At 71.6% G+C, this 20,755-nt stretch carries 24 protein-coding genes and 1 tRNA gene; 10 read left to right on the forward strand and 15 right to left on the reverse strand.

Annotated elements, in window-relative coordinates:
• Positions 1-39: 39 nt before the first annotated feature.
• Both fdhD and NRP21_RS06450 read left to right on the forward strand, forming a co-directional pair.
• Complete coding sequence (gene fdhD / locus NRP21_RS06445; protein WP_257715347.1) at positions 40-873, forward strand: formate dehydrogenase accessory sulfurtransferase FdhD; 834 nt, start codon at positions 40-42, stop codon at positions 871-873.
• An 86-nt stretch (positions 874-959) separates the two neighbouring features.
• On the forward strand, positions 960-1,670 hold the full coding sequence (locus NRP21_RS06450; RefSeq protein WP_257715348.1) for a metal-dependent hydrolase: 711 nt from the start codon (positions 960-962) through the stop codon (positions 1,668-1,670).
• Positions 1,671-1,676: 6 nt separating this feature from the next.
• On the opposite strand, the gene NRP21_RS06455 is transcribed toward NRP21_RS06450, so the two are convergent.
• From NRP21_RS06455 to NRP21_RS06495, 9 genes are all read right to left on the reverse strand, one after another.
• Complete coding sequence (locus NRP21_RS06455; protein WP_257715349.1) at positions 1,677-2,744, reverse strand: ABC transporter ATP-binding protein; 1,068 nt, start codon at positions 2,742-2,744, stop codon at positions 1,677-1,679.
• Entirely contained in the window at positions 2,741-3,529 is a 789-nt protein-coding gene (locus NRP21_RS06460) for an ABC transporter permease (protein WP_257715350.1), read from the reverse strand. Before NRP21_RS06460 ends, NRP21_RS06455 begins: the two co-directional genes overlap by 4 nt.
• A 4-nt stretch (positions 3,530-3,533) precedes the next feature.
• Positions 3,534-4,376 (reverse strand): ABC transporter permease, encoded by an 843-nt coding sequence (locus tag NRP21_RS06465; RefSeq protein WP_257715351.1) that lies wholly within the window; start codon positions 4,374-4,376, stop codon positions 3,534-3,536.
• Complete coding sequence (locus NRP21_RS06470) at positions 4,373-5,425, reverse strand: ABC transporter substrate-binding protein (RefSeq protein ID WP_257715352.1); 1,053 nt, start codon at positions 5,423-5,425, stop codon at positions 4,373-4,375. The genes NRP21_RS06465 and NRP21_RS06470 overlap by 4 nt, the downstream gene beginning before the upstream one ends.
• Positions 5,426-5,437: 12 nt before the next feature.
• Positions 5,438-6,412, reverse strand: coding sequence for a dipeptidase (locus tag NRP21_RS06475; protein WP_257715353.1), 975 nt, complete (start codon positions 6,410-6,412; stop codon positions 5,438-5,440).
• Positions 6,402-7,121, reverse strand: coding sequence for a hypothetical protein (locus NRP21_RS06480; RefSeq protein WP_257715354.1), 720 nt, complete (start codon positions 7,119-7,121; stop codon positions 6,402-6,404). Before NRP21_RS06480 ends, NRP21_RS06475 begins: the two co-directional genes overlap by 11 nt.
• The gene (locus NRP21_RS06485) at positions 7,118-8,818 is read right to left on the reverse strand and encodes a hypothetical protein (RefSeq protein ID WP_257715355.1); all 1,701 of its coding nucleotides are present in this window, start codon (positions 8,816-8,818) and stop codon (positions 7,118-7,120) included. The genes NRP21_RS06480 and NRP21_RS06485 overlap by 4 nt, the downstream gene beginning before the upstream one ends.
• Entirely contained in the window at positions 8,815-9,573 is a 759-nt protein-coding gene (locus NRP21_RS06490) for an IclR family transcriptional regulator (protein WP_257715356.1), read from the reverse strand. The genes NRP21_RS06485 and NRP21_RS06490 overlap by 4 nt, the downstream gene beginning before the upstream one ends.
• 502 nt (positions 9,574-10,075) lie before the next feature.
• Positions 10,076-10,528 (reverse strand): VOC family protein, encoded by a 453-nt coding sequence (locus NRP21_RS06495; protein ID WP_257715357.1) that lies wholly within the window; start codon positions 10,526-10,528, stop codon positions 10,076-10,078.
• Between the two features lie 77 nt (positions 10,529-10,605).
• On the opposite strand from NRP21_RS06495, the gene NRP21_RS06500 reads away from it, so the two are divergent.
• Positions 10,606-11,046 carry a MarR family winged helix-turn-helix transcriptional regulator gene (locus tag NRP21_RS06500; RefSeq protein WP_257715358.1) on the forward strand — a complete coding sequence of 147 codons (441 nt, stop codon included), beginning with the start codon at positions 10,606-10,608 and terminating at the stop codon, positions 11,044-11,046.
• 7 nt (positions 11,047-11,053) lie between these two features.
• Here the strand turns inward: NRP21_RS06500 and NRP21_RS06505 are convergent, their stop codons facing one another.
• Positions 11,054-11,392: an MmcQ/YjbR family DNA-binding protein gene (locus NRP21_RS06505; RefSeq protein WP_257715359.1), complete on the reverse strand. Its 339-nt coding sequence runs from the start codon at positions 11,390-11,392 to the stop codon at positions 11,054-11,056.
• Positions 11,393-11,394: 2 nt separating this feature from the next.
• Positions 11,395-11,724, reverse strand: a complete 330-nt coding sequence (locus tag NRP21_RS06510) for a YnfA family protein (RefSeq protein ID WP_257715360.1) — start codon at positions 11,722-11,724, stop codon at positions 11,395-11,397.
• Positions 11,725-11,771: 47 nt separating this feature from the next.
• Here NRP21_RS06510 and NRP21_RS06515 point away from each other — a divergent pair, with 47 nt between their 5' ends.
• Genes NRP21_RS06515 through NRP21_RS06525 form a run of 3 tightly spaced genes read left to right on the forward strand, consistent with a single transcriptional unit; the run spans position 11,772 to position 13,619 of the window.
• Positions 11,772-12,473, forward strand: coding sequence for an ATP12 family chaperone protein (locus NRP21_RS06515; protein WP_257715361.1), 702 nt, complete (start codon positions 11,772-11,774; stop codon positions 12,471-12,473).
• Complete coding sequence (locus NRP21_RS06520) at positions 12,470-12,745, forward strand: acylphosphatase (RefSeq protein ID WP_257715362.1); 276 nt, start codon at positions 12,470-12,472, stop codon at positions 12,743-12,745. The genes NRP21_RS06515 and NRP21_RS06520 overlap by 4 nt, the downstream gene beginning before the upstream one ends.
• A 28-nt stretch (positions 12,746-12,773) precedes the next feature.
• Positions 12,774-13,619, forward strand: a complete 846-nt coding sequence (locus NRP21_RS06525; RefSeq protein WP_257715363.1) for an alpha/beta hydrolase — start codon at positions 12,774-12,776, stop codon at positions 13,617-13,619.
• A gap of 3 nt (positions 13,620-13,622) precedes the next feature.
• Here NRP21_RS06525 and NRP21_RS06530 read toward each other — a convergent pair whose 3' ends face one another.
• The 3 genes from NRP21_RS06530 to mtgA form a co-directional block, all read right to left on the reverse strand.
• Positions 13,623-14,738, reverse strand: a complete 1,116-nt coding sequence (locus tag NRP21_RS06530; RefSeq protein ID WP_308219866.1) for an NADH:flavin oxidoreductase/NADH oxidase — start codon at positions 14,736-14,738, stop codon at positions 13,623-13,625.
• Between the two features lie 71 nt (positions 14,739-14,809).
• The gene (locus NRP21_RS06535; RefSeq protein WP_257715364.1) at positions 14,810-15,388 is read right to left on the reverse strand and encodes a carboxymuconolactone decarboxylase family protein; all 579 of its coding nucleotides are present in this window, start codon (positions 15,386-15,388) and stop codon (positions 14,810-14,812) included.
• 159 nt (positions 15,389-15,547) lie between these two features.
• The gene (gene mtgA / locus NRP21_RS06540) at positions 15,548-16,465 is read right to left on the reverse strand and encodes a monofunctional biosynthetic peptidoglycan transglycosylase (protein ID WP_308219867.1); all 918 of its coding nucleotides are present in this window, start codon (positions 16,463-16,465) and stop codon (positions 15,548-15,550) included.
• A gap of 57 nt (positions 16,466-16,522) precedes the next feature.
• On the opposite strand from mtgA, the gene NRP21_RS06545 reads away from it, so the two are divergent.
• Positions 16,523-17,926 carry a DEAD/DEAH box helicase gene (locus NRP21_RS06545; RefSeq protein ID WP_257715365.1) on the forward strand — a complete coding sequence of 468 codons (1,404 nt, stop codon included), beginning with the start codon at positions 16,523-16,525 and terminating at the stop codon, positions 17,924-17,926.
• A gap of 106 nt (positions 17,927-18,032) precedes the next feature.
• Positions 18,033-18,986: a type I pantothenate kinase gene (coaA, locus tag NRP21_RS06550; protein WP_257715366.1), complete on the forward strand. Its 954-nt coding sequence runs from the start codon at positions 18,033-18,035 to the stop codon at positions 18,984-18,986.
• Between the two features lie 23 nt (positions 18,987-19,009).
• Here coaA and lipB read toward each other — a convergent pair whose 3' ends face one another.
• Positions 19,010-19,681 (reverse strand): lipoyl(octanoyl) transferase LipB, encoded by a 672-nt coding sequence (gene lipB / locus NRP21_RS06555; RefSeq protein ID WP_257715367.1) that lies wholly within the window; start codon positions 19,679-19,681, stop codon positions 19,010-19,012.
• Between the two features lie 47 nt (positions 19,682-19,728).
• On the opposite strand from lipB, the gene NRP21_RS06560 reads away from it, so the two are divergent.
• Together NRP21_RS06560 and NRP21_RS06565 are read left to right on the forward strand one after the other, a co-directional pair.
• Positions 19,729-19,814 (forward strand) — tRNA-Leu (locus NRP21_RS06560).
• 197 nt (positions 19,815-20,011) lie between these two features.
• Positions 20,012-20,734, forward strand: coding sequence for a hypothetical protein (locus tag NRP21_RS06565; protein ID WP_257715368.1), 723 nt, complete (start codon positions 20,012-20,014; stop codon positions 20,732-20,734).
• The last annotated feature ends 21 nt before the right edge of the window (positions 20,735-20,755 follow it).

A 20,755-nucleotide genomic window follows, 5' to 3' on the forward strand; every position in this document is an offset into this window, starting at 1 on the left:
CGCCCGGCGCCCCATATGGCGGGCGGAGAGGAGAACCGGATGCCCCTGCCCCCGACCAGTCGGCCGCCCGTCAGCAGATCGGTTGAGAGCCTGATTGTCGGCACGGACGGCGCCGCCCGGCCCGGGGCGCGCGCAGTGCCGGAGGAGGTGCCGGTCAGCCTCGTCTACTCCTCCGTGCCCTTCGCGGTGATGATGCTGACCCCCTCGGACCTCGAGGACTTCGCCTACGGCTTCAGCCTGACCGAGGGGATCGTGACCGGGGCGGAGGGCATCCGCGAGGTGGAGGTCGGGGAGGAGGCGCGCGGGCTTCGGCTGGACATCCGGCTGGCACCCACCGCGTTGACGCAGCACCTGGCGCGGCGGCGCTCCATTGCCGGGCGGACGGGATGCGGCCTCTGCGGGATCGAGGAGCTGGACCAGATGCCCCAGGCCGTGCGGCCGGAGGGGGTGGCGCCGGCCATCGACATGCCGGCCATTCGGCGGGCCCTGGCCGAGTTGGAGCGGAACCAGCCGCTGAACGACGAGACGCGGGCGGTCCATGCCGCCGCCTTCGCGGGGGCGGATGGGGTGCTGCGCGCGGTGCGCGAGGATGTCGGCCGGCACAACGCGCTGGACAAGCTGGCGGGGGCCCTGATGCGGGGCGGGGTGCGGGCGGCGGAGGGCTTCGTGATCGTCACCAGCCGCTGCTCCTTCGAGCTGGTGGAGAAGGCGGCCTCCATCGGGGCGCGGACCCTGGTGGCCATCTCCGCCCCCACGGCCCTGGCGCTGGACCGGGCGCGGGCACTGGACATGAACCTGGTGGCGGTGGCGCGGCGGGACACAGTGGCCGTGTTCCACGGGATGGAGCGGGTGCGGGACGGGGTCGCCGGCTGAGGCGTCGCGGGGTTTTCACCAGGGGTGCGCTGGCCGCCCTTCCCTCCCCTCGCTACACCTGCGGCGCTTCTCGCGAGGAGGACCGCATGAAAATCACTTGGTTCGGCCATTCGGCCTATCGGTTCGAGATCGGCGGCGCGGTGCTGCTGGTCGATCCCTTCCTGACCGGCAATTCCACCTTCAAGGGCACGGTGGAGGAGGCTTCCAAGGGCTGCACCCACATCGCCCTCACCCACGGCCACGGCGACCACATCGGCGACACGGCGGCGATTGCCAAGGCGACCGGGGCCAAGGTGATCGCGAACGCCGAGATCTGCGGCTACCTGAAGGGCAAGGGGGTCGAGAAGCTGGAGATGATGAACACCGGCGGCACGACCGACCAGGATGGGTTCAGCGTCTCCCTCACCATCGCCTTCCACTCCTCCTCCATGCCTGGGGAGAATGGGACGATCATCGACCTGGGCCTGCCGAACGGGGTGGTGATCACGCCCAAGGACCCGTCCGAGCCCGTGGTCTACCACATGGGCGACACGGACGTGTTCTCCGACATGGCGCTGATCGCGGAACTGTACCAGCCGAAGGTGGCGATCGTGCCGGTGGGCGACCGCTTCACCATGGGCGCGCGCGGCGCGGCGCTGGCGATGCGCCGCTTCCTGCCGGACGTGCCGGTGGTGCTGCCCTGCCACTTCGGCACCTTCCCGATCATCGACAAGTCGGCGGACGCCTTCATCGCCGCCATGGGCGAGGAAGGCGGGCGCGTGCGGGTGCCGGCGATCGGGGAAGCCTTCGAGGTCTGAACCGGATCAGGCGGCCGGGATGAGGTGCCCGGCCGCCGGGTTCCAGGAGAGGGCGACCTCGCTGCCCTCCGAGATGCCCTGCGCGGCCAGGCCGGGCAGGCGGGCGCGGAGCGGAGTGCCGCCGGCATCGCCGAGGATCAGGGCGCTGTCGCCGAAATGGACGATGGTCTCCACGGCCATGCGGCAGGTGTTGGGGGCACCATCGGCGGCCAGCCCCAGCACCTCCGGGCGCAGCAGCAGGGTGGCAGCCTCCCCCGCGCGGCGGCCGGGCTGGGCGGGGATGCGGACCGGGCCGATGCCGGCGATTTCGCCCGTGCCCTGGTTAGGATCGGTCAGCCGGATGGGCAGCAGGTTGCTGTCCCCGACGAAGCGGGCGACGAAGTCGTTCACCGGGCGGTCGTAGATCTCAAGCGGAGTGCCGGCCTGCTGGATGCGCCCGCCCTCGAAGACCACGATGCGGTCGGACATGGCCATCGCCTCGGACTGGTCGTGCGTCACGAAGATGGTGGTGACGCCGAGGCTGCGCTGGATGCGCTTGATCTCGATCTGCAGGCTCTCGCGCAGGTTCTTGTCCAGCGCGCCCAGGGGCTCGTCCAGCAGGAGCAGGGCCGGGTCGAAGACGAGGGCGCGGGCCAGGGCCACGCGCTGCTGCTGGCCGCCGGACATCTCGCGCGGGTGGCGGTCCGCGAAGCGCTCCAACCCGACGAGCGCGAGCATGTGGCGCGCCTTCTTCGTGGCCTGGGCCTTCGGCACCTTCCGCATCTCCAGCGGGAACATCACGTTCTGCAAGGCCGTGCGGTGGGGGAAGAGCGCGTAGTTCTGGAAGACGATGCCGATGCCGCGCTTGTGGGGCGGCACGCGGGTGATGGAGGTGCCGTCCACGAGGATCTCGCCCTCGGTCGCGCCCTCGAACCCCGCGATGAGCATGAGGGTAGTCGTCTTGCCGGAACCGCTGGGGCCGAGGAAGGTGATGAACTCCCCCTTCCCCGCCGTCAGGTTCACGCCGTCCAGCGCGCGGCTGCGGCCGTCATAGCTCTTCGAGAGGTTGCGCAGTTCCAGATAGGGCTTGCTCACGGGCGGGCTTCCGATCGGCGGCGCGACAGGGCGCGCCAGAGGACGGGCACGATCACCAGCGCGGCGACGGCCAGGAACAGCAGGGTGGAGACGACGGCGATGACGGGATCCGCCTGGGTGCGGATGCTGTCGAACATGCGGCGCGGCAGGGTTTCCGTGTCGCGGCCGGAGATGAAGAGGGCCACCACCGTCTCGTCGAAGCTCTGCACGAAGGCGAACAGGGCGGCGGCGGCGAAGCCGGGCCAGAGCACGGGCAGGGTGACGTGGCGGAAGGTGGCGGCCGGGCTGGCGCCGAGGGAGAGGGCGGCCCGCTCCAGCGTGCGGTCGAAGCCCTTCAGGTTGGCCGAGAGGACGAGGAAGGCCATGGGCACGGAGAGCGCGGTGTGGGCGAGGATAATGCCGGGGAAGGTCTGCAACAGGCGGACATCGGCGAGGAAGGCGTAGTAGCCGATGGCCATGACGATGTGCGGCACGGCCAGCGGCAGCATCAGCAGCAGGTTCACCACGCCCTTGCCGGCGAAGCGGTGGCGGACGAGCGCGAAGGTGGCGGGGGTGACGAGCAGGACGGTGAGGACGGAGACGGCGAGCGCGATGCCGAGGCTGTTCAGCGTGGGCGTGGTCCAGCGCGCATCGTTGAAATAGGCGCTGTAGTAGCCCGTCCACCAGCCCGGCGGCGGGAACTCCAGCGAGACGGCCGTGCTGAAGGACATGGGCACGACGATGAAGAGCGGCGCCGCTACGAAGGCAAGCACGAGGGCGCCGAGGAGGAGGAGGGCAAGGCGCATCGGTTCAGCCCCAGAGCCGGTCGAGGCCGAAGCGGCGGTGATAGATGCCGAGGATGATCAGCGTGGAGGCGAGCAGCACCACGGCCATGGCGGAGGCTTCCCCGAAGGCCAGGAACTCCTCCACCTGCTGGCCGATCACGCTGGCCACCATCTGCTCCCGCGGCGATCCCAGCAGGATGGGCGTGACGTAGAAGCCGAGGCAGAGGACGAAGACGAGGGTGAGGCCATTGGCGATGCCCGGCGCGGCCAAGGGCAGGACCACGTGGCGGATGACGCCGGCCGGGGTGGCGCCGAGGCTGGCGGCGGAGCGCGGGAGGGAGGGCTCGATCCGCTTGAGCACGCCGTAGAGGCTGAGGACCATGTAGGGCAGCAGGATGTGGGTCATCGCGACCGTGGAGCTGAAGCGGGTGAAGAGCAGCTCCGGCGAGGCGAAGCCAATCCACTCGACGAAGCGGGCGATCGGGCCGCGGTTCCCCAGCAGCACCATCCAGGCATAGGTGCGGACGAGGAAGCTGGTCCAGAAGCTCATCGTCACCACCACCATCATGGCGGCGGCCAGGCCCGGCGGAGCGGCGGCCATGGCATAGGCCAGCGGGAAGCCGAGGACGAGGCAGCAGAGCGAGACGGTGAGCGCGGTGAGGAAGGTGTCCAGCAGCACGCGCAGGTGGAAGCCGTCCGTCGCGATGGCGACGTAGTGGTCCAGCCCCCATTCGGGGTCGGACACGCTCATCACGGCCACCTGTGCCAGCGGCACGATGAAGAAGGCGGCGAGGAAGACCAGCAGCGGGGCGAGGAGCAGCCAGGGGCGCAGGCCGCCCCCGCCCGCCGCGGAGGTGGTCGCGCTCAAGTGCCGATCCAGCGCTCGAAGCGCTGGGTGGCGGCGTTCACGTCGCCGCCGAAGTTCAGGATGTCCTGCTCGAACACCTTGTCCTTGTAGGCGGGGGCGGTGGGCATGCGGGCCGCCTCGGCCTCGGACACGAAGTTGAAGGCGGCGGGGTTCAGCGGGCCGTTCAGGGAGTCCTTGCAGAACCCGGCCACGCGCTCCGGCTTCAGGGCGGATTCGATGAAGCGCATAGCATTGTCGCGGTTCGGGGTGCCGCGGGCGACGACCCAGTAGGCGCGCTCGATCTCCGCCCCGTTCCAGACGATCTCGACGGGCTGGTTCGCGTCGATGAGCTCCAGCGTGCGGGCGTGCCAGAGGGCGATGCAGTCGATCTCACCGTCCCGCAGAAGCTGCTGGGACTGCTGGCCCTGGGTCCACCACACGCGGACGGCGGGCTTGATCTTGTCCAGGCTGCGGAAGGCGCGGTTGAGGTCCAGCGGGTAGAGCTTGTCAGTCGGCACGCCATCGGCGGCGAGTGCGATGGGCAGGATGCGGGAGGCGTAGCGCTGCATGCAGCGGCTGCCCGGGAACTTCTGCAGGTTCCAGAAATCCGCCCAGCTCTGCGGGCCGCCATTGGGGTACTTGGCCTTCTGGTAGGCGATGACGGTGGCGAAGGCGTGGCTGCTGGCGCCGTTCTGGAAGGCCGCGCCCGGGAAGGGCGGGTTCTTCACCAGCTCGGAGTTGTCCAGCTTCTCCAGCAGGTTCGCCTGGTTGGCGCGGATGATCTCGCCGGCGCCGAGCGTCGTCACATCGAACTCATAGGCGCCGCTGCGGACCTGCTGGGCCAGCTTGGCGAAGGAGACCGGGGAGACGGGGCGGATCTCCACGCCCGTATCCCTGGTGAAGGGCTCGAAGAGGTTCTTGATGGCGGCGCGTTCCCAGATGCCGCCCCAGGTATTCACGTGCAGCACCTCCGCCGCGCGGACGCGGCGGAAGTAGGGTGCGGCGAGGCCTGCCACAACACCGCCGCCCACGGAGAGGGCCGCGCGGCGGGTGAAACCCTGGGATGCCATCCTCGTCTCTCCTCAGTTCGGGCGGAAGGTCGCGGCGTAGAGCCGCATCCAGTTGCCGCGGATGATCTTCTCGATCTCGGGCGGCTGGAAGCCCACTTCGCGCAGGCCGTCCGGGATCTGGCCGAGGCCCGAAACGCCTTCCGCCAGCCACTCGGCCTTCGGCGTCTTCACCGGCTTCCCGGCGGAGGAGGCGCCGTGGTCGATGCCGCGGGTCCAGCGGCCCATGCGCATCCAGGCGTAGTCGGCGGGGGTATTGTCGTGGCCGTAATCGGTGCCGATCGCGACCGTGTCGATCCCCGCGATGTCCACCGTGCGCGCCACCATCTCGCACCAGTTGCGGACGGAGGCGCAGTAGTAGTCCCCGGTGATGTTGCGATAGACGGCGCAGCCCATCACGCCGCCCGTGTCGCGCAGGGCGTGCAGGATGGCGTCCTGCTTGTTCCGGCTGTGGGGAACGAGGCTGGTAGCGTTGGCGTGGGTGACGGCGATGGGCTTCTCGCTATGGGCGATGGCCTCCAGCGTCGTGCGCTCCCCGACGTGGGAGCAGTCGATCAGCATTCCCGCGCGGTTCATCTCCCGCACGACTTCCCGCCCGAAGCGGGCCAGGCCGCCATCGTTCGGCTCGTAGCAGCTGCCGCCCACGGCGTTCTGGTTGTTGTAGGTCAGCTGCACCACGCGCACGCCGAGTTCCGCGAACATTTCCACCAGCCGGATGCGGCCACCGAAGAGGTCCGTGTTCTGGAAGCCCAGGATGATCGCGGTGCGGTCGGAGGCGTTGACCGCGTCGATCTCAGCGGGCGTGCGGGCGACGGCGCAGGTCTCCGCGTTCTCCGCGATCAGGTCGCGCCAGCGGCCCAGGGCGTCGAAGGACTCCATCGGGTCCTCCCAGAAGCCGCAGGTCACGGTCACGGCGGCGATGTTGCCGCGCCGCAGCGCCGTGAAGACCTCCGGCGTGAAGTGGCCGCACTGAAGACCGTCAATGAGCATTCGCGGATTCCGGCTTGGCACTGGTGAGGAGGGAGAGGTCGGTGTCGTCGTCGTGGTCCGTGCGGCCGGTGATGCGGCCATCGGCCTCCACGATCACCGGGCCGGCGTGGCGCCGGGATTCCGGCGTGTCGGTGGAGAGGGCGGTGTTGGAGAGGTGGTGCAGGTCCCACCACAGGGCGGGTTCCACCACCACGCCCTCACGCAGCGCGCGGTCCAGCACGGCGTCGCCCGCGGTGGAGGGCGCGGCGCGCAGGATGAAGGTGCCCGCGGCATCACCGGCGCCGCCGGTAACCTGGACGGACAGGCCCTCGCGCGGGGCGTAGGCGCTGGCGGTGCGGAGTTCCTCCGGGTCGCGCAGGTTCGTCACCTCGGCGGTCGCGGCGCCCTCCAGCGCGGTGGCCGCGCCCAGCGCGTCCAGAATCATCGGCAGCACCACCCAGGCGTGCCCGCCGCGGGCATCCACCACCAGATGGCCCGGCGCGGGTTCCGTGATGCTGGGCGCGACGGTCTCGGCCATACGCAGATCGCCGAAGCGTCGGCGCAGCAGCGGCAACCCGCCCAGCCCGGCGGCGGCGGAGTAGAGCACCACGTCCCGCACGGCGGGGATCAGGCCATGCGGGACCGTGGTGAGGAGGAGGATGCGCTCCACCACCAGCCGCACCTCGCGCGGCAGCAGGGTGACAGGCGTGTCCGAGCAGGCGGCGCTCATGCGTGCGGCTCCGGCGGGTAGAACCAGTCGGGATCGGCGGCCGCGGCAAGGTCGGCGGCCACGGGGGCGCCGTGGAACAGCACGCCGCGCAGGTTGCGGGCGAGGTAGTCGCGCGTCTTGTCCACGCCGTGCAGCGCGACGTTCATCAGCCGCACCATGTGCGCGGGCACGAAGTCGTCCGCCATGATGTTCACGCGCGGCTGGTGGTAGGGCAGGCCGGCAAGGCTCTGCACGCGGGCCACGATCTGCCGCAGGTCCGGGCGGGCGAGGAGGAGGCGCGCCACGGGTTCGTCGGCGTCGCGCCCGGCCAGGGCGGCGTTCAGCGCCTGGACCAGGCCGGGGACGTCGAGGCCGAGGTTGAAGGTGCCGGGCGGGGCTTCCGACTTCGGGCCGCGGCGCGGCTCCTCGGCGGTGGCGGACTTGTACCAGACGTGCTCGTAAGCGCCGGGGGCGGTCAGGTCCATCGCCAGCGCCCAGTCGTACTCGTGCGCGAGGATGGCGCGCAGGGCGCCGACATGCATGGCGGGCTGCACCGCCATCTCCTCGCTGACGATCATGGAGCGGGCGAGATGGTCGGCCTCTTCCGGCACCAGCTCGATCATGAGGGATAGGAGGGTTTCCTCCGTCTCCGGGTGGAAGCGGGCGGTGACCTGTGCGGCGAGTTCGTCCAGCGGATAGGCGGCCTTGCTGCCCGTCGCGTGCAGGGCGGCGACAAGGCCGGCCACCGTCTCCAGCTCCTCCGCGATCAGGGCGCTGGGGGCGAAGGCATCGTATACCATGCGGTCCTCGCGCCGGAAGCGCGCGGCGCGGCGGACCAGGGCTTCCAGATGCGCCAGGCGCTCGTCGCCGGCCTGCACCGCCAGGGCGCGGGCGGCGGCGATGGCCTTCTCCCGCGCGGCGATCCAGGCGTTGATCAGGCGCGGGTGGTTGTTGATGAAGAGGATGAGGCCGAGGGCGGAGCCGTTGCCGATTCCAAGGAATCGCCGCACCTCCGGCGAGAGTGCGACGGCATCCGGCGACTGCAAGGCTGCGAGATGGTTCGCGAGGTCGGCGGCGAATTCCCGCATCATGTAGGCGGCGAGCATCTGCGCGGCCAGCGGGTGGCGCAGGGCATGGCCTTCCTCCAGCGCGAGGAAGGAGCGCGTGCCGAAGGTGCCGTTCCCGTCCAGCCCCGTGTTCCGCATGAGGTAGCAGGACTGGGCGACCAGCGCGGCATCGGGCTGCTTGCCGGAGGCCAGCGCAGCCACGGTGGCATCAAACACGCGCATGGAGCGGTTGGAGCGACACCAGATCAGCGTGCCCGGCGTTGCGCGGCCGGCGTAGAGCTTCGGCAGCTCCCGCCGCGTCGTCTCCACCACCTCGTCCGTCGCCACGCCCTCCACCAGGGAACCGGTCATGTCCCAGGTGCGGCCGATGATGCGGCCGGTGCGGCCCGCGCGCTGCGGCGTGTTGGAGTAGGCGAGGAAGGAGAAGGTGCCGCCGGGGGTGGCTATCTCGTAGATCGCCGTGCCCGCGGAATCCGCGCCGATGTCGAAGCGGCGCGTGGTGATCCTCCACCGCTCCGCGATGGCCTGGGCCATCAGCGCGCGGGAGGCGGAGACGCGGCTGGGCTGGAAGGCGGCCAGGCGCTCCGGCTGCATGAGGAAAGCGGGGTCGCGCGGCGCGGGCGGCGCGGCGGATTCGAGCGCGGCGCTCACGCGGGGCGGCCCTCCAGGATGGCGCGCAGGCGCTGGGCCGCGGCGCGCAGGGGTTCGATCCAGCCGTCCGGCGCGAAGCGTTGCGCCGGGGCGACGAGGGAGAGGGCTGCGGCGCAGGCGCCGTCATGGCCGAAGACCGGCACGGCGGCGGCGCGGATGCCCTCCATGGTGCGGCCGGAGGAGATGGAGTGGCCGTTCATCCGCACATCCTCGAGGATCGCGGGATCGAGGCCGGGGGCGAGGCGCCGCGCCTTCGCCGGGTCGAGATAAGCGAGAAGGACGCGGCCGGAGGCGCTGCCCTCCAGGTCCATGGCGGCGCCCACGCGCATCTCCACGCGCAGCACGCCGTTCGGCTCCACGCGCTGAACGATGCGGGGCACGCCATCCTCCAGCACGGCGAGGGAGGCGGCCTCGCCCGTGGCGGCGCAGAGCCCTTCCAGCACGGAGAGCGTGCGATCCCCGAGGCCGGCCTGCTCCGTCGCGGCCTGCGAGAGGCGCGCGGCGCGGAGGGTGAGGCGGAACGCGCCCTCGGCGGTCTGCTCCACCCAGCCCGCCGCCATGAGGGTGACGAGGCGCTGGTAGATCGTGGCGCGCCCGGCACCGAGCTCGCGCGACAGGACGGAGAGCCGCACGGGGCGACGGCTGTGGCTGAGATGGTCCAGCAGGGCGAGGGTTTTCAGCGCCGAGGCGAGCGGGCGGACGCCGCCTTCGGGCGCACCGCCAATCTCGTCCGGCATGTCAGTTCCGTCAGGCACTTTGTATCCTAGATGAATACTTCGTATTCGAACTGAAGCGATCTTTGGCCCGACATTGATCCCCGTCAAAGGATTTCTGACAGCACGATGAAGATTCCTGCGTTGCGGGCGCCGGGGCGCGCGTGCGGCAGGGTTCAGTGATCCGTCGCCGGACACGGTGGACGGGCCACGCCGCTGTCGTGCGCTCACGTTGCTCGCGCGGGCGCTTCTCGAAGGCGCCCGCGCAGGATGCGCGGCCTCGCCGTGCTATCGGCTTGCCCTGGCCGTGAAGTGTCAGTCGGTTGGTCCGAATCTGCCCGGCATTCCAGCCGGCAGCCGATCGTGCCTTGGCCAGAAACGAACAGCGGGCGGCACGGAAGGATCATCGCCGCTCTGCTCGGCGCGCGGAAAGCCGGGGAATGGCAACTCGGGTCGTAGCGCCGCGCGCGTCCGCGGCGGCAGCACTCGGAAAGGAAAGCCGCCAGCCCCGCCCGGTGCGGGCGCGGCTGGCGGAAGCGACGGGTCAGGCGACCGGCTCGGCCGTCTCCGTGCCAAGGTCGGCGCAGGCCGGCAGGACGCAATTCACCATCCAGGGCGTGCCGTAGCGGTCCACCAGCATGCCGAAGCGCTGCGCCCAGAAGGTTGGGGCGATGGGCATCTTCACCTCGCCACCCTCGGAGAGCGCGGCGAAGACCCGCTCGGCCTCCTCCGGTGTGTCCACGGAGACATTCACGGAGAAGCCGCCCGGGGTGCCAGCAGGGCAGTTCGGCGGCGCGTCGGAACCCATGAGCATCGTCCCGCCGAGATCGAGGCAGGCGTGCAGGATCTTCTCCGCCCAGCCCGGTGGCAGATGCGCCTCGGCCGGCGTGCCGGTGCCACGCAGCATGGCGAGCATCTGCCCGCCCAGCACGGCCTGATAGCGATTGAAGGCTTCCTCGCAGTTGCCGCTGAAGAACAGGTAGGCGTTGGCCTGCATGGCATGATCCCCCCGGGTTGCCGGACAGGCCCCCACCCGTCCTTGACGATAAGGGTTGATATCAACATATTCCATACGTGTCAAAACCTGTTGCAGTCCCGTTCGAATCCACGCTTGCCGTCCGCGACACCTGCCTCTGCCTGCACGCCCAGCGCCTGGCCCGGGCCCTGGCGCGCCACTTCGACGAGGTGCTGCGCCCCGCGGCGCTGACGAACGGGCAGTTCTCCCTGCTCATGTCGTTGAACCGCCCCTCCCCTCCCCCCATGGGCCCGGTGGCGGCGCTGCTGGGCATGGACCGGACGAGCCTGACCGCGATGCTGAAGCCGCTGGAACGGCGCGGGCTGGTGCGGGTGGAGCCGGACCCGGCGGACCGGCGCGGGCGGCTGCTCCACCTGACGGCGGAGGGCCACGCGGCCCTGGCGGCGGCGCTTCCGCTCTGGCAGGCGGCGCACGCGGCGGTGGAGGCGCGGATCGAGGATCCGGCGGGGTTCCGGGGCGCCGCGCGCGCCCTGGCCTGACCGGCGCCTACCTTCTCCGGGCTCTGCCGGGCGGGCGCCGGCGCGGCAGGGCGCCGCGCCAGGCGGTTTCCAGGGCCGCGGCCAGTTCCTCCTCCGTCACGGCGAGCAGCACGGTGGTGTGGCCCATCCGGCCCCATCCGCCCGGCACGGGGCTGAAGGCCTCCGGGTGGGTCATGCATTTCAGGGCTTGGTCCTCGGGCGAGAACTTCAGGTTCGCGCTGAGCCCGTCCGCGGCGAGGGTCGCGTAGATGCGGGCCACGCGGAAGGCGGCGCGGTCCATGTGCGGCGCCTCCTCCGTCCCCGCCATCGCCAGCGCCAGGCGCCGCAGGTCCGCCCCGCTCGCCATCCCTATCGCTCCGCCCCGCCGCCCCAGAGCACCACCCCGGCCCCGAGGAGGCAGATGGCGCCGCCGGCCAGGTCCCAGCGGTCGGGCAGCCGGCCTTCCACCGCCCAGAGCCAGGCGAGGGAAGCCGCGACGTAGACGCCGCCATAGGCCGCGAAGGCGCGACCGGCCGCCGAGGCCTCAGAAAGGGTGAGGAGCCACGCGAAGAGGGCCAGAGAGGCCATGCCCGGCAGCAGCGCCCAGGCGCCCCAGCCCAGGCGGCGCCACCCCCAGAAGGCGAAGCATCCGGCGATCTCGGCCAGCGCGGCGCCGGCATAGACCAGTGCGGTTCCCATGCCCGGCAACTTGCCATGCCCCCCCCGGAAACCCCAATTGCCTGTCCATGAAGCGTTTCTGGGACCGGGCGGAGATCCAGCCCGTGGAGTCGGGCTGGGGGATTGCCCTCGATGGGAAGCCCCTACGCCTGCCGGGCGGCACCGTGCTGCACCTGGGCCACCGCCCGCTGGCCGAGGCCGTCGCGGCCGAATGGCACGCGGCCGGCGGCGAGAAGGGCGGCGAGATGTCGATGGAGGAGGTGCCGCTGACGCGCCTCGTCGGGACCGCCGTGGACCGGATCGCGCACGACCCGGCCCCGAGCGCGGCCGCCATCGCGGAGTACGGCGAGAGCGACCTGCTCTGCTACCGGGCGGAGGATTATCGCCTCGCCGCGCTGGAGGCGGAGAACTGGCAGCCGCTGCTGGACTGGGCCGCGCTGCACCACGACGCACCGCTGCACGTGGCGAAGGGCATCGCCCATGTGGCGCAGCCCCCTTCCTCGCTGAAGGCGCTGCACGCGGCGGTGGCGGCGCACTCGCCCTTCGGGCTTTCGGCACTGGGGATCGCGGTGCCGGCGCTGGGCAGCCTCGTGCTCGGCCTGGCGCTCTCCGCCGGGCGGATCGACGCGGCAGAGGCGCACCGGCTGGCGACGCTGGACGAGACCTACCAGGAATCCTTCTGGGGCACGGACCCGGAGGCCGAGGCGCGCCGGGCCGGGATCGCGGCGGATATCGCGCTGGCCGCGCGGCTGCTGGAGCTCTCCCGGTGAAGGCGCGGCTGCTGCGGATCCGCGGGCGCGTGCAGGGCGTGGGCTACCGGGACTGGATGGTGCGGGAGGCTTCGGCCGCGCGGCTCTCCGGGTGGGTGCGGAATCGCGCGGACGGCACGGTGGAGGCCCTGCTGGCGGGGGAGGAGGACGCGGTAGGCAGCGTGCTGCTCGCCGCCCGCCGCGGGCCGCCCGGCGCCTTCGTGGAAGCGATCGAGGAGAGCTTCGCCGATCCGCCGGAAGGGCCGGGATTTGGGCGGCGGCCGACGCTGTAGGGCCGGCTGCGGACGCCATTCCAGCCCGTTGAAAGCCCTGCTGCGCCCCGTGCTTCTGGTTTTCGTTATCCTGCTCCTGGTGGTCGTGGCCCCGATCGTGACGGTCTGGGCCATGCAGGAGCGGTTCCTCTTTCCGGCCCGGCACAACGCGGTCCCGGTCGCCGCCTCCGGGATCTGGCAGGTGGGGCATGTGGAGGTGCCGGGGTCAGGCCGCCTCGCCTTCCTCTTCGCTGATCCGGGCCATGATCTAGGCCATGATCCGGGGGCACCGGTCCTTCTCCATCTCCACGGCAACGGGTCCCGCGCGGGCTGGTCGGCGATGGATACGGAAGACCTTGCCCGGGCCGGCGTTCCCGTCGTTGCCGCGGAATACCCGGGCTACTCCGGCAATCCCGGCGCACCTTCGGAGGCCTCGCTGAAGGCCACGGCGGAGGCGACAGCGGCCTGGGCGCGCGCTCGATGGCCGGGGCGCCACCTGGCCGTGCTGGGGGAGAGCATCGGCTCCGCCCCCGCCATCCATCTGGCGGCGACCGGCCGCGCCGACCTGCTGGTGATCGACAGCGGCTTCACCTCCATGACGGAGACGATCCGCATCCACCTGCCCTGGCTGCCGGCCGTGACGTGGCTCAACCGGCATCCGATGGACGGGATCGCGGCCATCCGGGCGGCGGCGAAGGCGCTGCCGCCGACGCTGGTGATGGTCTCCGCCGCGGACCCTGTCGTGCCGGTCGCCATGGGCGAGGCGCTGGCGGCCGCCATTCCCGGCAGCACGCTCCACCGCTCCGGCTGGTCCGGCCATCCCGTCATCCACGGCGATCCGCGCGCGCGGGCGGTGCTGCTGGAATGGCTGAGAGGCCATCGCGGCCCGGGCTGATCCTCAGCGCTGTCCGTAGGCGGAGCCGGCGAAGAGGTCCTTGAACTCCCGCGGCTGGGACCGCCAGTACTGCTTCGGCGCCGCCACCCGCGCGCCGAGCTTCGCCGCCGCGTGCCAGGGCCAGCGCGGGTCGTAGAGGATGGCGCGCGCCAGGGCGACGGCGTCGGCCTCGCCGTTCGCGATCACCGCCTCGGCCTGCTCCGGCTCCGTGATCAGGCCGACTCCGATCACCGGCAGGTCCACCGCCTCCTTCACCTGCCGCGCGAAGGGCAGCTGGTAGCCCGGACCGAGCGGGATCTGCTGGTGAGGGGAGACGCCGCCCGTGGTGACGTGGATGGCGGCGCAGCCGCGCGCCTTCAGGGCGTGCGACATGGCGATCGTGCCCTCCACGTCCCAGCCGCCCGGCACCCAATCGGTGGCGGAGAGGCGCATCCAGACCGGGCGCTCCGCCGGGAAGGCCTCGCGCACGGCGTCGAACACCTCCAGTGGGAAGCGCATCCGGTTCTCCAGGCTGCCGCCGTACTCGTCGTTGCGGACGTTGGACAACGGGGAGAGGAACTGGTGCAGCAGGTAGCCGTGGGCGCCGTGGATCTCGATGCCCTCCAGCCCGAGCCGGGCTGCGCGGCGGGCGGTCGCGGCGAAGGCCGCGCGCACGCGGGCCAGGCCATCGGAGTTCAGCGCCGTCGGGGTGTCCTCGCCCTTGGCATGGGCCAGGGCAGAGGGGGCCTCGGTCTTCCACCCGCCGGGCTCGCCGGGGTGGATCTGGGACCCGCCTTCCCACGGGGCGCGGCTGGAGGCCTTGCGGCCGGCGTGGCTGATCTGGACCGCGATCGGCATGGAGGAGTGATGCCGCGTCGCCGTCAGGACACGCTCGAGGGCGGCCTCGTTGTCGTCGGAGTAGAGGCCGAGGTCGGCGGGGGAGATGCGCCCCTCCGCCGAGACGGCCGTCGCCTCCAGGATCAGCAGCCCGGCGCCGGAGAGGGCGAGGTGGCCGAGATGTATGGTGTGCCAGTCCGTCGCCCGCCCCTCCTCGGCCGAGTACTGGCACATGGGGGCGATGACGACGCGGTTGGGCAGTTCCAGCCCGCCCAGGCGAAGAGGTTGGAACAGCTGGCTCATCGGCATCTCCGGCAGTCGCGCGCCCGGCATTCCGCCGGGCGCCGCAGACTTCCCTATCGTGGCGCCGCCGCCTACCCCACCCCTTCCTCGCGCCCGGGCACAGAGACGTCGTAGGCGTTGAGGAGGACGGAGACGAGGCAGTAGGCGCCGACGAGGTAGGTGAGCTCCGCCACGCCCTCCTCGCCGAAGGCCTTCAGCGCGGCCTGGTAGGTCGCCTCCGGCAATTGCCCGCCGCCGACGAGGACGAAGGCCGTGTCGTAGGCGGCCGCCTCCTCCGCCGTCAGGTCGGAGGGGCGGTTGCCGGAGACGATGGTGGCGATCTTGGCTTCCGAGAGGCCCTTCGCCGCCGCCACCTTCTCATGCGCGTAGATTTCGTAGCGGGAGCGGAAGCGGGCGCCGGTGACGAGGATGGCCACCTCATGCGCCGGCTTCGGCAGGGTGGAGTTCTCCGACAAGGCGGTGATGTAGTCCCAGACCGGGCCGCCGAACTGCGGGAAGTGCAGCATGGGCGCGAAGGGGCCGACCAGCGCGCCGTCCGCCCGCTCGGAGACGAAGCCCTGCAGCCAGCGGCCGATATCCTTGCGGAGCCGGGTGTCGAGCGGGCGCTGCGCGTCCGTCAGCTTCGCGGGCGGGATGGGGGGAAGGCGCATGAGGGGGTCTCCGTCCCCGCCGTGCCGGCGCCGGGGGTGGCGAATCCGGGTCGTCGGCGGCGCGGGGATCATCGCGGGGCCGCCTCTTGCCTCCAATGGACGAAGCGGTGACGGTTTGGCCGCGCGTACCGCAATCGGAGGGACGGCCGGCCAAGGACCCTAGCGCAAGCAGTCCAGCAGCGGGCCGAGCTGCCCCACGCGCCGCTCAATCACCGCCGCGCGGCGCCGCACCCGCTCGGAGGGTTGGGCGACGGACCAGTTCAGCGGGCTCGGCAGCACCGCCGCCAAGCGCGCCGCCTCGCCCCGGGTCAGCCGGGAGGCGGGCTTGTCGAAGAAGGCGCGGGCGGCGGCCTCGGCGCCGTAGATGCCCGGGCCGAACTCCACGCTGTTGAGATAGACCTCGATCACCCGCTGCTTCGGCCAGAGAAGGGCGATCTGCGGGGTCAGCCAGGCCTCGATCACCTTCCGCACGGGGTCGCGGCCGGGCCAGAGGAAGAGGTTCTTCGCCGTCTGCATGGTGATGGTACTGGCGCCGCGGGGTGTCTCCCCATCCCCCCAGGCCTCCAGCTCCTCCCGGATCGCGCCGAAGTCGAAGCCCAGGGATTCGCGGCAGAAGTTGTTGTCCTCCGCCGCCACCACGGATTGCGCCAGGGCGGGGGCGATGGACTCGAGGGGAACCCAGTCGTGCCGCATCCCCTCCCCCACGCCCTGGACCGAGCGGATGACCATCAGCGGCGTGGCCGGCACGGGGACGAAGCGGAACAGCGCGATCAGCGCGAGGGGCGTCAGCAGCAGGAACAGGGCGAGGTGAAGGAGCCGGCGGCGCCAGCTCACCCGGAACGCGGGATGGTGCAGCAGTTCCTGTCGGCCCATGGCCCCGTGCTGGCCGCCGCCCGGCCCCGCGTCAAGCGCGCGCCCTTCGATCTTGCACCGCAGCAGGGTTTGCCCCATGTTCCGCCCGTGCCCGGCGCCAGCCGCGGCCACGCCCCGGCCGCGTGAGACGGCCGCCACGCGCATGATGCGCGCGGCCCTGACCGGGGCGTCGATATCTCCGATACCCTGGATGCGACCGGACACGCGGGGCGCCTCCACCCGCCTCGGCAGCCCGGGATTGGGCTGCCCCGATTGGAATCCATGACGCAGTTCAACGAGCTCGGCCTCGCGGCGCCCCTTCTGCGCGCGCTGGAGGAGGAGGGCTACACCTCCCCCACCCCCATCCAGGCCCAGGCCATTCCCGCCGCCATCGCGGGCCGCGACGTGCTGGGCATCGCCCAGACCGGTACCGGCAAGACGGCCGCCTTCTCCCTGCCCCTGCTGCACCGGCTGGCGAACGACCCCAAGCGCGCGGCGCCCTATACCTGCCGCGTCCTTATCCTCTCGCCCACGCGCGAGCTGGCTTCCCAGATCCATGAGAGCATCCGGGCCTATGGGCGCCACATCCGGCCCAGCACCGCGCTGATCTTCGGCGGCGTGCCGGAGAACCCGCAGAAGCGCGCCATGGCCAAGGGCGTGGACGTGCTGATCGCCACCCCGGGCCGGCTGATGGACCTGCTGAACCAGCGCGCCCTGAAGCTGGACGGGATCGAGGTCTTCGTCCTCGACGAGGCCGACCAGATGCTGGACCGCGGCTTCTGGCCCTCCATCCGCCGCATCGCCGGCATGCTGCCGCGCACGAAGCACACGATGTTCTTCTCCGCGACCATGCCGGAGGACATCGCCAAGCTGGCCAAGGAGCTGCTGCCCGACCCCGTGCGGGTTGAGGTGACGCCGGTGGCCACCACCGCCGAGCGGGTGAACCAGCGCGTGATCCACACCCCGGCCGACGGCAAGCGCCGCCTGCTGGCCGAGATCCTGCGCGGCGAGACAGTGGGCCGGGCCCTGGTGTTCAGCCGCACCAAGCACGGCGCGGACCGCATTGTGAAGCAGCTGGAGCAGGACGGCCTGTCCGCCGGCGCCATCCACGGCAACAAGAGCCAGGGCCAGCGCGAGCGGGCGCTCGAGGCCTTCAAGAAGGGCAGCGCCCCGATCCTGGTGGCCACCGACATCGCGGCGCGCGGAATCGACGTGGATGGCGTGACCCACGTGATCCAGTACGACCTGCCGGAGGTCCCGGAGACCTATGTCCACCGCATCGGCCGCACGGCCCGTGCGGGCGCCTCGGGCGAGGCGGTGGCGCTGGTGGCGCCGGACGAGATCTCCCTCCTCCGCGCCGTGGAGAAGCTGACGCGCCAGCAGGTGCCGGCCGAGGGCGAGATCCCGACCGGCCCCGTGCCGCGCCGGCCGAACCGCCAGCAGCAGGGGCGCCCGCAGCGCCGTGACGGAAACGGCCAGGGGAGCGGCCATGGGCGCGACGGGCAGCGCCACGCCCAGGGGCGCCCGGGCGGGAATGCCGGCGGCGGGAACCGCTCCGGCGGCCAGCCGCCGCGCCGCGACGACCGCGGCCAGCGCCGGGCGGAGCCCGCGCGGGGCGACGCGCCGCGCGGGGAGCGGAAGGACCGTTCCTGGCGGGACAGCGATTTCCGCGACAGCGGGCGTTGATTGAAGGGGGCGTCCCGTGAGGGGCGCCCCTTTTTCGTGCCGGCCCTGGAAAGCGCGGGCCGGCCCTGCTCTAAGCTCCGCCGCAAACGGGGGAACGATGGTCGGGATGGACGAGGTGGTGTCGGGTCCGCTCGCGGGTACGGAGGAGTCCGGGGCCTACCGCGTCTTCGACCGCGCGGAATGGGCCGCGCTGCGATCCAGCACCCCGCTGCCTCTGACGGATGCCGACGTGAAGGCGCTGCGCGGCGTGGCCGACCAGGTTTCGCTGGCCGAGGTGGCCGATGTCCACCTGCCCCTCTCCCGACTGCTGAACCTGCATGTAACCGCGGCGCGCAGCCTGGCGGCGGTGCAGGACACCTTCCTCGGCCGCCCTGCCCGCGTGCCGCCCTACGTCATCGCCGTGGCGGGCAGCGTCGCAGTGGGCAAGAGCACCTTCGCGCGCCTGCTGCGGGCGGTCCTGGCCCGCTGGCCGGACCATCCGCGCGTGCAGCTCGTCACCACCGACGGCTTCCTTCTTCCCACGAAGATGCTGGAGGCGCGCGGGCTGATGCGGCGCAAGGGCTTCCCGGAGAGCTACGACCTGCGCCGAATGATCGCCTTCCTCCGCGCCGTGAAGGCGGGCGAGGCGGAGGCGCGCGCGCCCGTCTATTCCCACCTGAGCTACGACATCGTGCCCGGCGAGTCCGAGGTGGTGAGCCAGCCGGACATCCTAATCTTCGAGGGGCTGAACGTGCTGCAGACCGCCGGCACCTCCGTGCTGGCCTCCGACTTCTTCGATTTCTCCGTCTACGTGGACGCGGCCGAGGAGGACATCGAGTCCTGGTACGTGCAGCGCTTCCTCGTCCTCCAGCGCACCGCCTTCCAGGACCCGCGATCCTACTTCCACCACTACAAGGACCTGTCGGAGGAGGAGGCGAAGGTGGTGGCGCGGGGGATCTGGCGGGACATCAACCTGCCCAACCTCGTGGAGAACATCCAGCCCACCCGCCCGCGCGCGCACCTGGTGCTGACCAAGGGGCCGGACCACGCGGTGCGGGAGGTGGCGCTGCGGCAGATGTAGGCCGCCTCGGCGCCACCCGCCCTCTACGCCCCGAAGACCTCCGCCCAGGCCGCCATCAGGGCGGAATCCGCCTCCTCCATGGTGGCGGGTATGCCTAGCGCGTGCAGGCTGGTCACGCCGTGCTCGCTGATGCCGCAGGGCACGATGCCGCCGAAATGGGCGAGGTCCGGCTCCACGTTCAGGGCGATGCCGTGCCAGGAGACCCAGCGGGAGACGCGGACGCCGATGGCGCCGATCTTCGACTCCGTGCCCGTCGTCCGGTCCGCCACCCAGATGCCGACCCGGCCCTCCCGCCGTTCGCCCCGGATGTTGAAGCGGTCCAGCGCGCGGATCATCCACTCCTCAAGCCCGTGGACATAGGCGCGCACGTCCCGCGCCGGCACGGTGCCGTGGGGCCGGGTGAGGTCCAGCATGACATAGGCGGTGCGCTGGCCGGGGCCGTGATAGGTCCATTGGCCGCCGCGCCCGGCCTCGAAGGTGGGGAAGCGGGTGTCCAGCAGGCCCTCGGCCTTCGCCGAGGTGCCGGCGGTGTAGCTCGGCGGGTGCTCCACCAGCCAGACCGCCTCCTCCGCCGTGCCGGCGCGGATTCCCGCCACGCGGGCCTCCATCGCGGCCAGGGCGTCGGGCACGGAGACCCGGCCTTCGGAAATCAGCCATTCGGGGGTCGGAACCCCAGTTGATGCCGCCGCGCTCATCGGTTATACGCCCCGCCGCGGAGCAGCCTCAGGGTTGTGTCCTGCTTGCGGTCATGGCGGAATGGTAGACGCGCCAGCTTGAGGTGCTGGTGGGGGAAACCCCGTGGAAGTTCGAATCTTCTTGACCGCACCATTCTCTTCATCAGTCTGAACTGCCCCAGGGCGGCCAGTCCAACGGCCGCGCGCTGCATGTAGCGCAGGGCCCCGCCCGAACCTAGGGCCAGCCCCTTCCGCACCTCGCGGTCGCGGGCAGACGGCCCCTCAATCCCATGCTAAGCGCCCGGCCTCGCAACGAGGGGATGGGCGATGCGCTTCGGCTGGAGTTTGGGGGTGGCTCTGTTGGTGCTGTCCGGCTGCGTGGCGGCGCCCTCCTCCAAGCCGGAAGCCGCCGCCCCGGTCCAGGCCGCCGGGGCTTCCGACCCGGCGCGTGTTGCCGCCCGGAACGAGGTCTCGGCCGCGATGGGCCGCAAGGACCACCGGCAAGCGATCCGCCTCATCGATGACTGGATGCGCGGCCACCCCGACGACATCAGCTTCCGCTACCTCGAGCCCCTGCTCTACCGCCTCGCCGGGGATGGGGCGGGCTGGGAGCGGTCCCGCGCGGAAATCCAGCAGAGCTGGCAGCGGCTCCGCGACACCGTGCCGCCGCCCACCCCGCCCGCCTTCGTGATCGACGCTTTCCCGCACGGACAGGATCTGGTGAGCGTCCACCAGTGCTACGAAACGGCGGGCCGCTTCGGCGTGATGTACGAGTTCCTCATCGTCGCCCGGGACAACCGGCTCACCTCCTACTTCACGGTCGAGCACTCCTCGATCGGGAACCAGATCATGAGGGAGCTCGGCCAGCAGGAGCCGGTCTACTCCGTCGACTACTTCCGGCCGGGCATGCATGCCACGGTGGCGATGCTGAACCGGGAGCCGACCTACGAGGAGGCCCGGCAGCGCGTGCTGGCCTTCCTGGCCGATCCGAAGCCGCTCAGCGCCTCCACCATCGGCCGGCCGGGATTGGCCTCGGTCCATTGCGAAGTCGCGCGGAGGGCTTCGAGGGGCTGACCGGCGGCGCCGGAGGGCCGG

It is taken from the genome of Roseomonas populi (genome assembly GCF_024594815.1).
GTDB lineage: Bacteria > Pseudomonadota > Alphaproteobacteria > Acetobacterales > Acetobacteraceae > Roseomonas > Roseomonas populi.

What these genes read in the sequence shown, in the direction of transcription:
- NRP21_RS06515 (WP_257715361.1), top strand. Translation starts at nt 11,772, where the DNA reads ATGAAGCGTTTCTGGGACCGGGCGGAGATCCAGCCCGTGGAGTCGGGC.
- coaA (WP_257715366.1), top strand. Translation starts at nt 18,033, where the DNA reads ATGGACGAGGTGGTGTCGGGTCCGCTCGCGGGTACGGAGGAGTCCGGG.
- NRP21_RS06505 (WP_257715359.1), bottom strand. Translation starts at nt 11,392, where the DNA reads ATGGCGAGCGGGGCGGACCTGCGGCGCCTGGCGCTGGCGATGGCGGGG.
- fdhD (WP_257715347.1), top strand. Translation starts at nt 40, where the DNA reads ATGCCCCTGCCCCCGACCAGTCGGCCGCCCGTCAGCAGATCGGTTGAG.
- NRP21_RS06475 (WP_257715353.1), bottom strand. Translation starts at nt 6,412, where the DNA reads ATGCTCATTGACGGTCTTCAGTGCGGCCACTTCACGCCGGAGGTCTTC.
- NRP21_RS06495 (WP_257715357.1), bottom strand. Translation starts at nt 10,528, where the DNA reads ATGCAGGCCAACGCCTACCTGTTCTTCAGCGGCAACTGCGAGGAAGCC.
- NRP21_RS06450 (WP_257715348.1), top strand. Translation starts at nt 960, where the DNA reads ATGAAAATCACTTGGTTCGGCCATTCGGCCTATCGGTTCGAGATCGGC.
- NRP21_RS06545 (WP_257715365.1), top strand. Translation starts at nt 16,523, where the DNA reads ATGACGCAGTTCAACGAGCTCGGCCTCGCGGCGCCCCTTCTGCGCGCG.
- NRP21_RS06470 (WP_257715352.1), bottom strand. Translation starts at nt 5,425, where the DNA reads ATGGCATCCCAGGGTTTCACCCGCCGCGCGGCCCTCTCCGTGGGCGGC.
- NRP21_RS06480 (WP_257715354.1), bottom strand. Translation starts at nt 7,121, where the DNA reads ATGAGCGCCGCCTGCTCGGACACGCCTGTCACCCTGCTGCCGCGCGAG.
- NRP21_RS06510 (WP_257715360.1), bottom strand. Translation starts at nt 11,724, where the DNA reads ATGGGAACCGCACTGGTCTATGCCGGCGCCGCGCTGGCCGAGATCGCC.
- NRP21_RS06535 (WP_257715364.1), bottom strand. Translation starts at nt 15,388, where the DNA reads ATGCGCCTTCCCCCCATCCCGCCCGCGAAGCTGACGGACGCGCAGCGC.
- NRP21_RS06530 (WP_308219866.1), bottom strand. Translation starts at nt 14,738, where the DNA reads ATGAGCCAGCTGTTCCAACCTCTTCGCCTGGGCGGGCTGGAACTGCCC.
- NRP21_RS06460 (WP_257715350.1), bottom strand. Translation starts at nt 3,529, where the DNA reads ATGCGCCTTGCCCTCCTCCTCCTCGGCGCCCTCGTGCTTGCCTTCGTA.
- lipB (WP_257715367.1), bottom strand. Translation starts at nt 19,681, where the DNA reads ATGAGCGCGGCGGCATCAACTGGGGTTCCGACCCCCGAATGGCTGATT.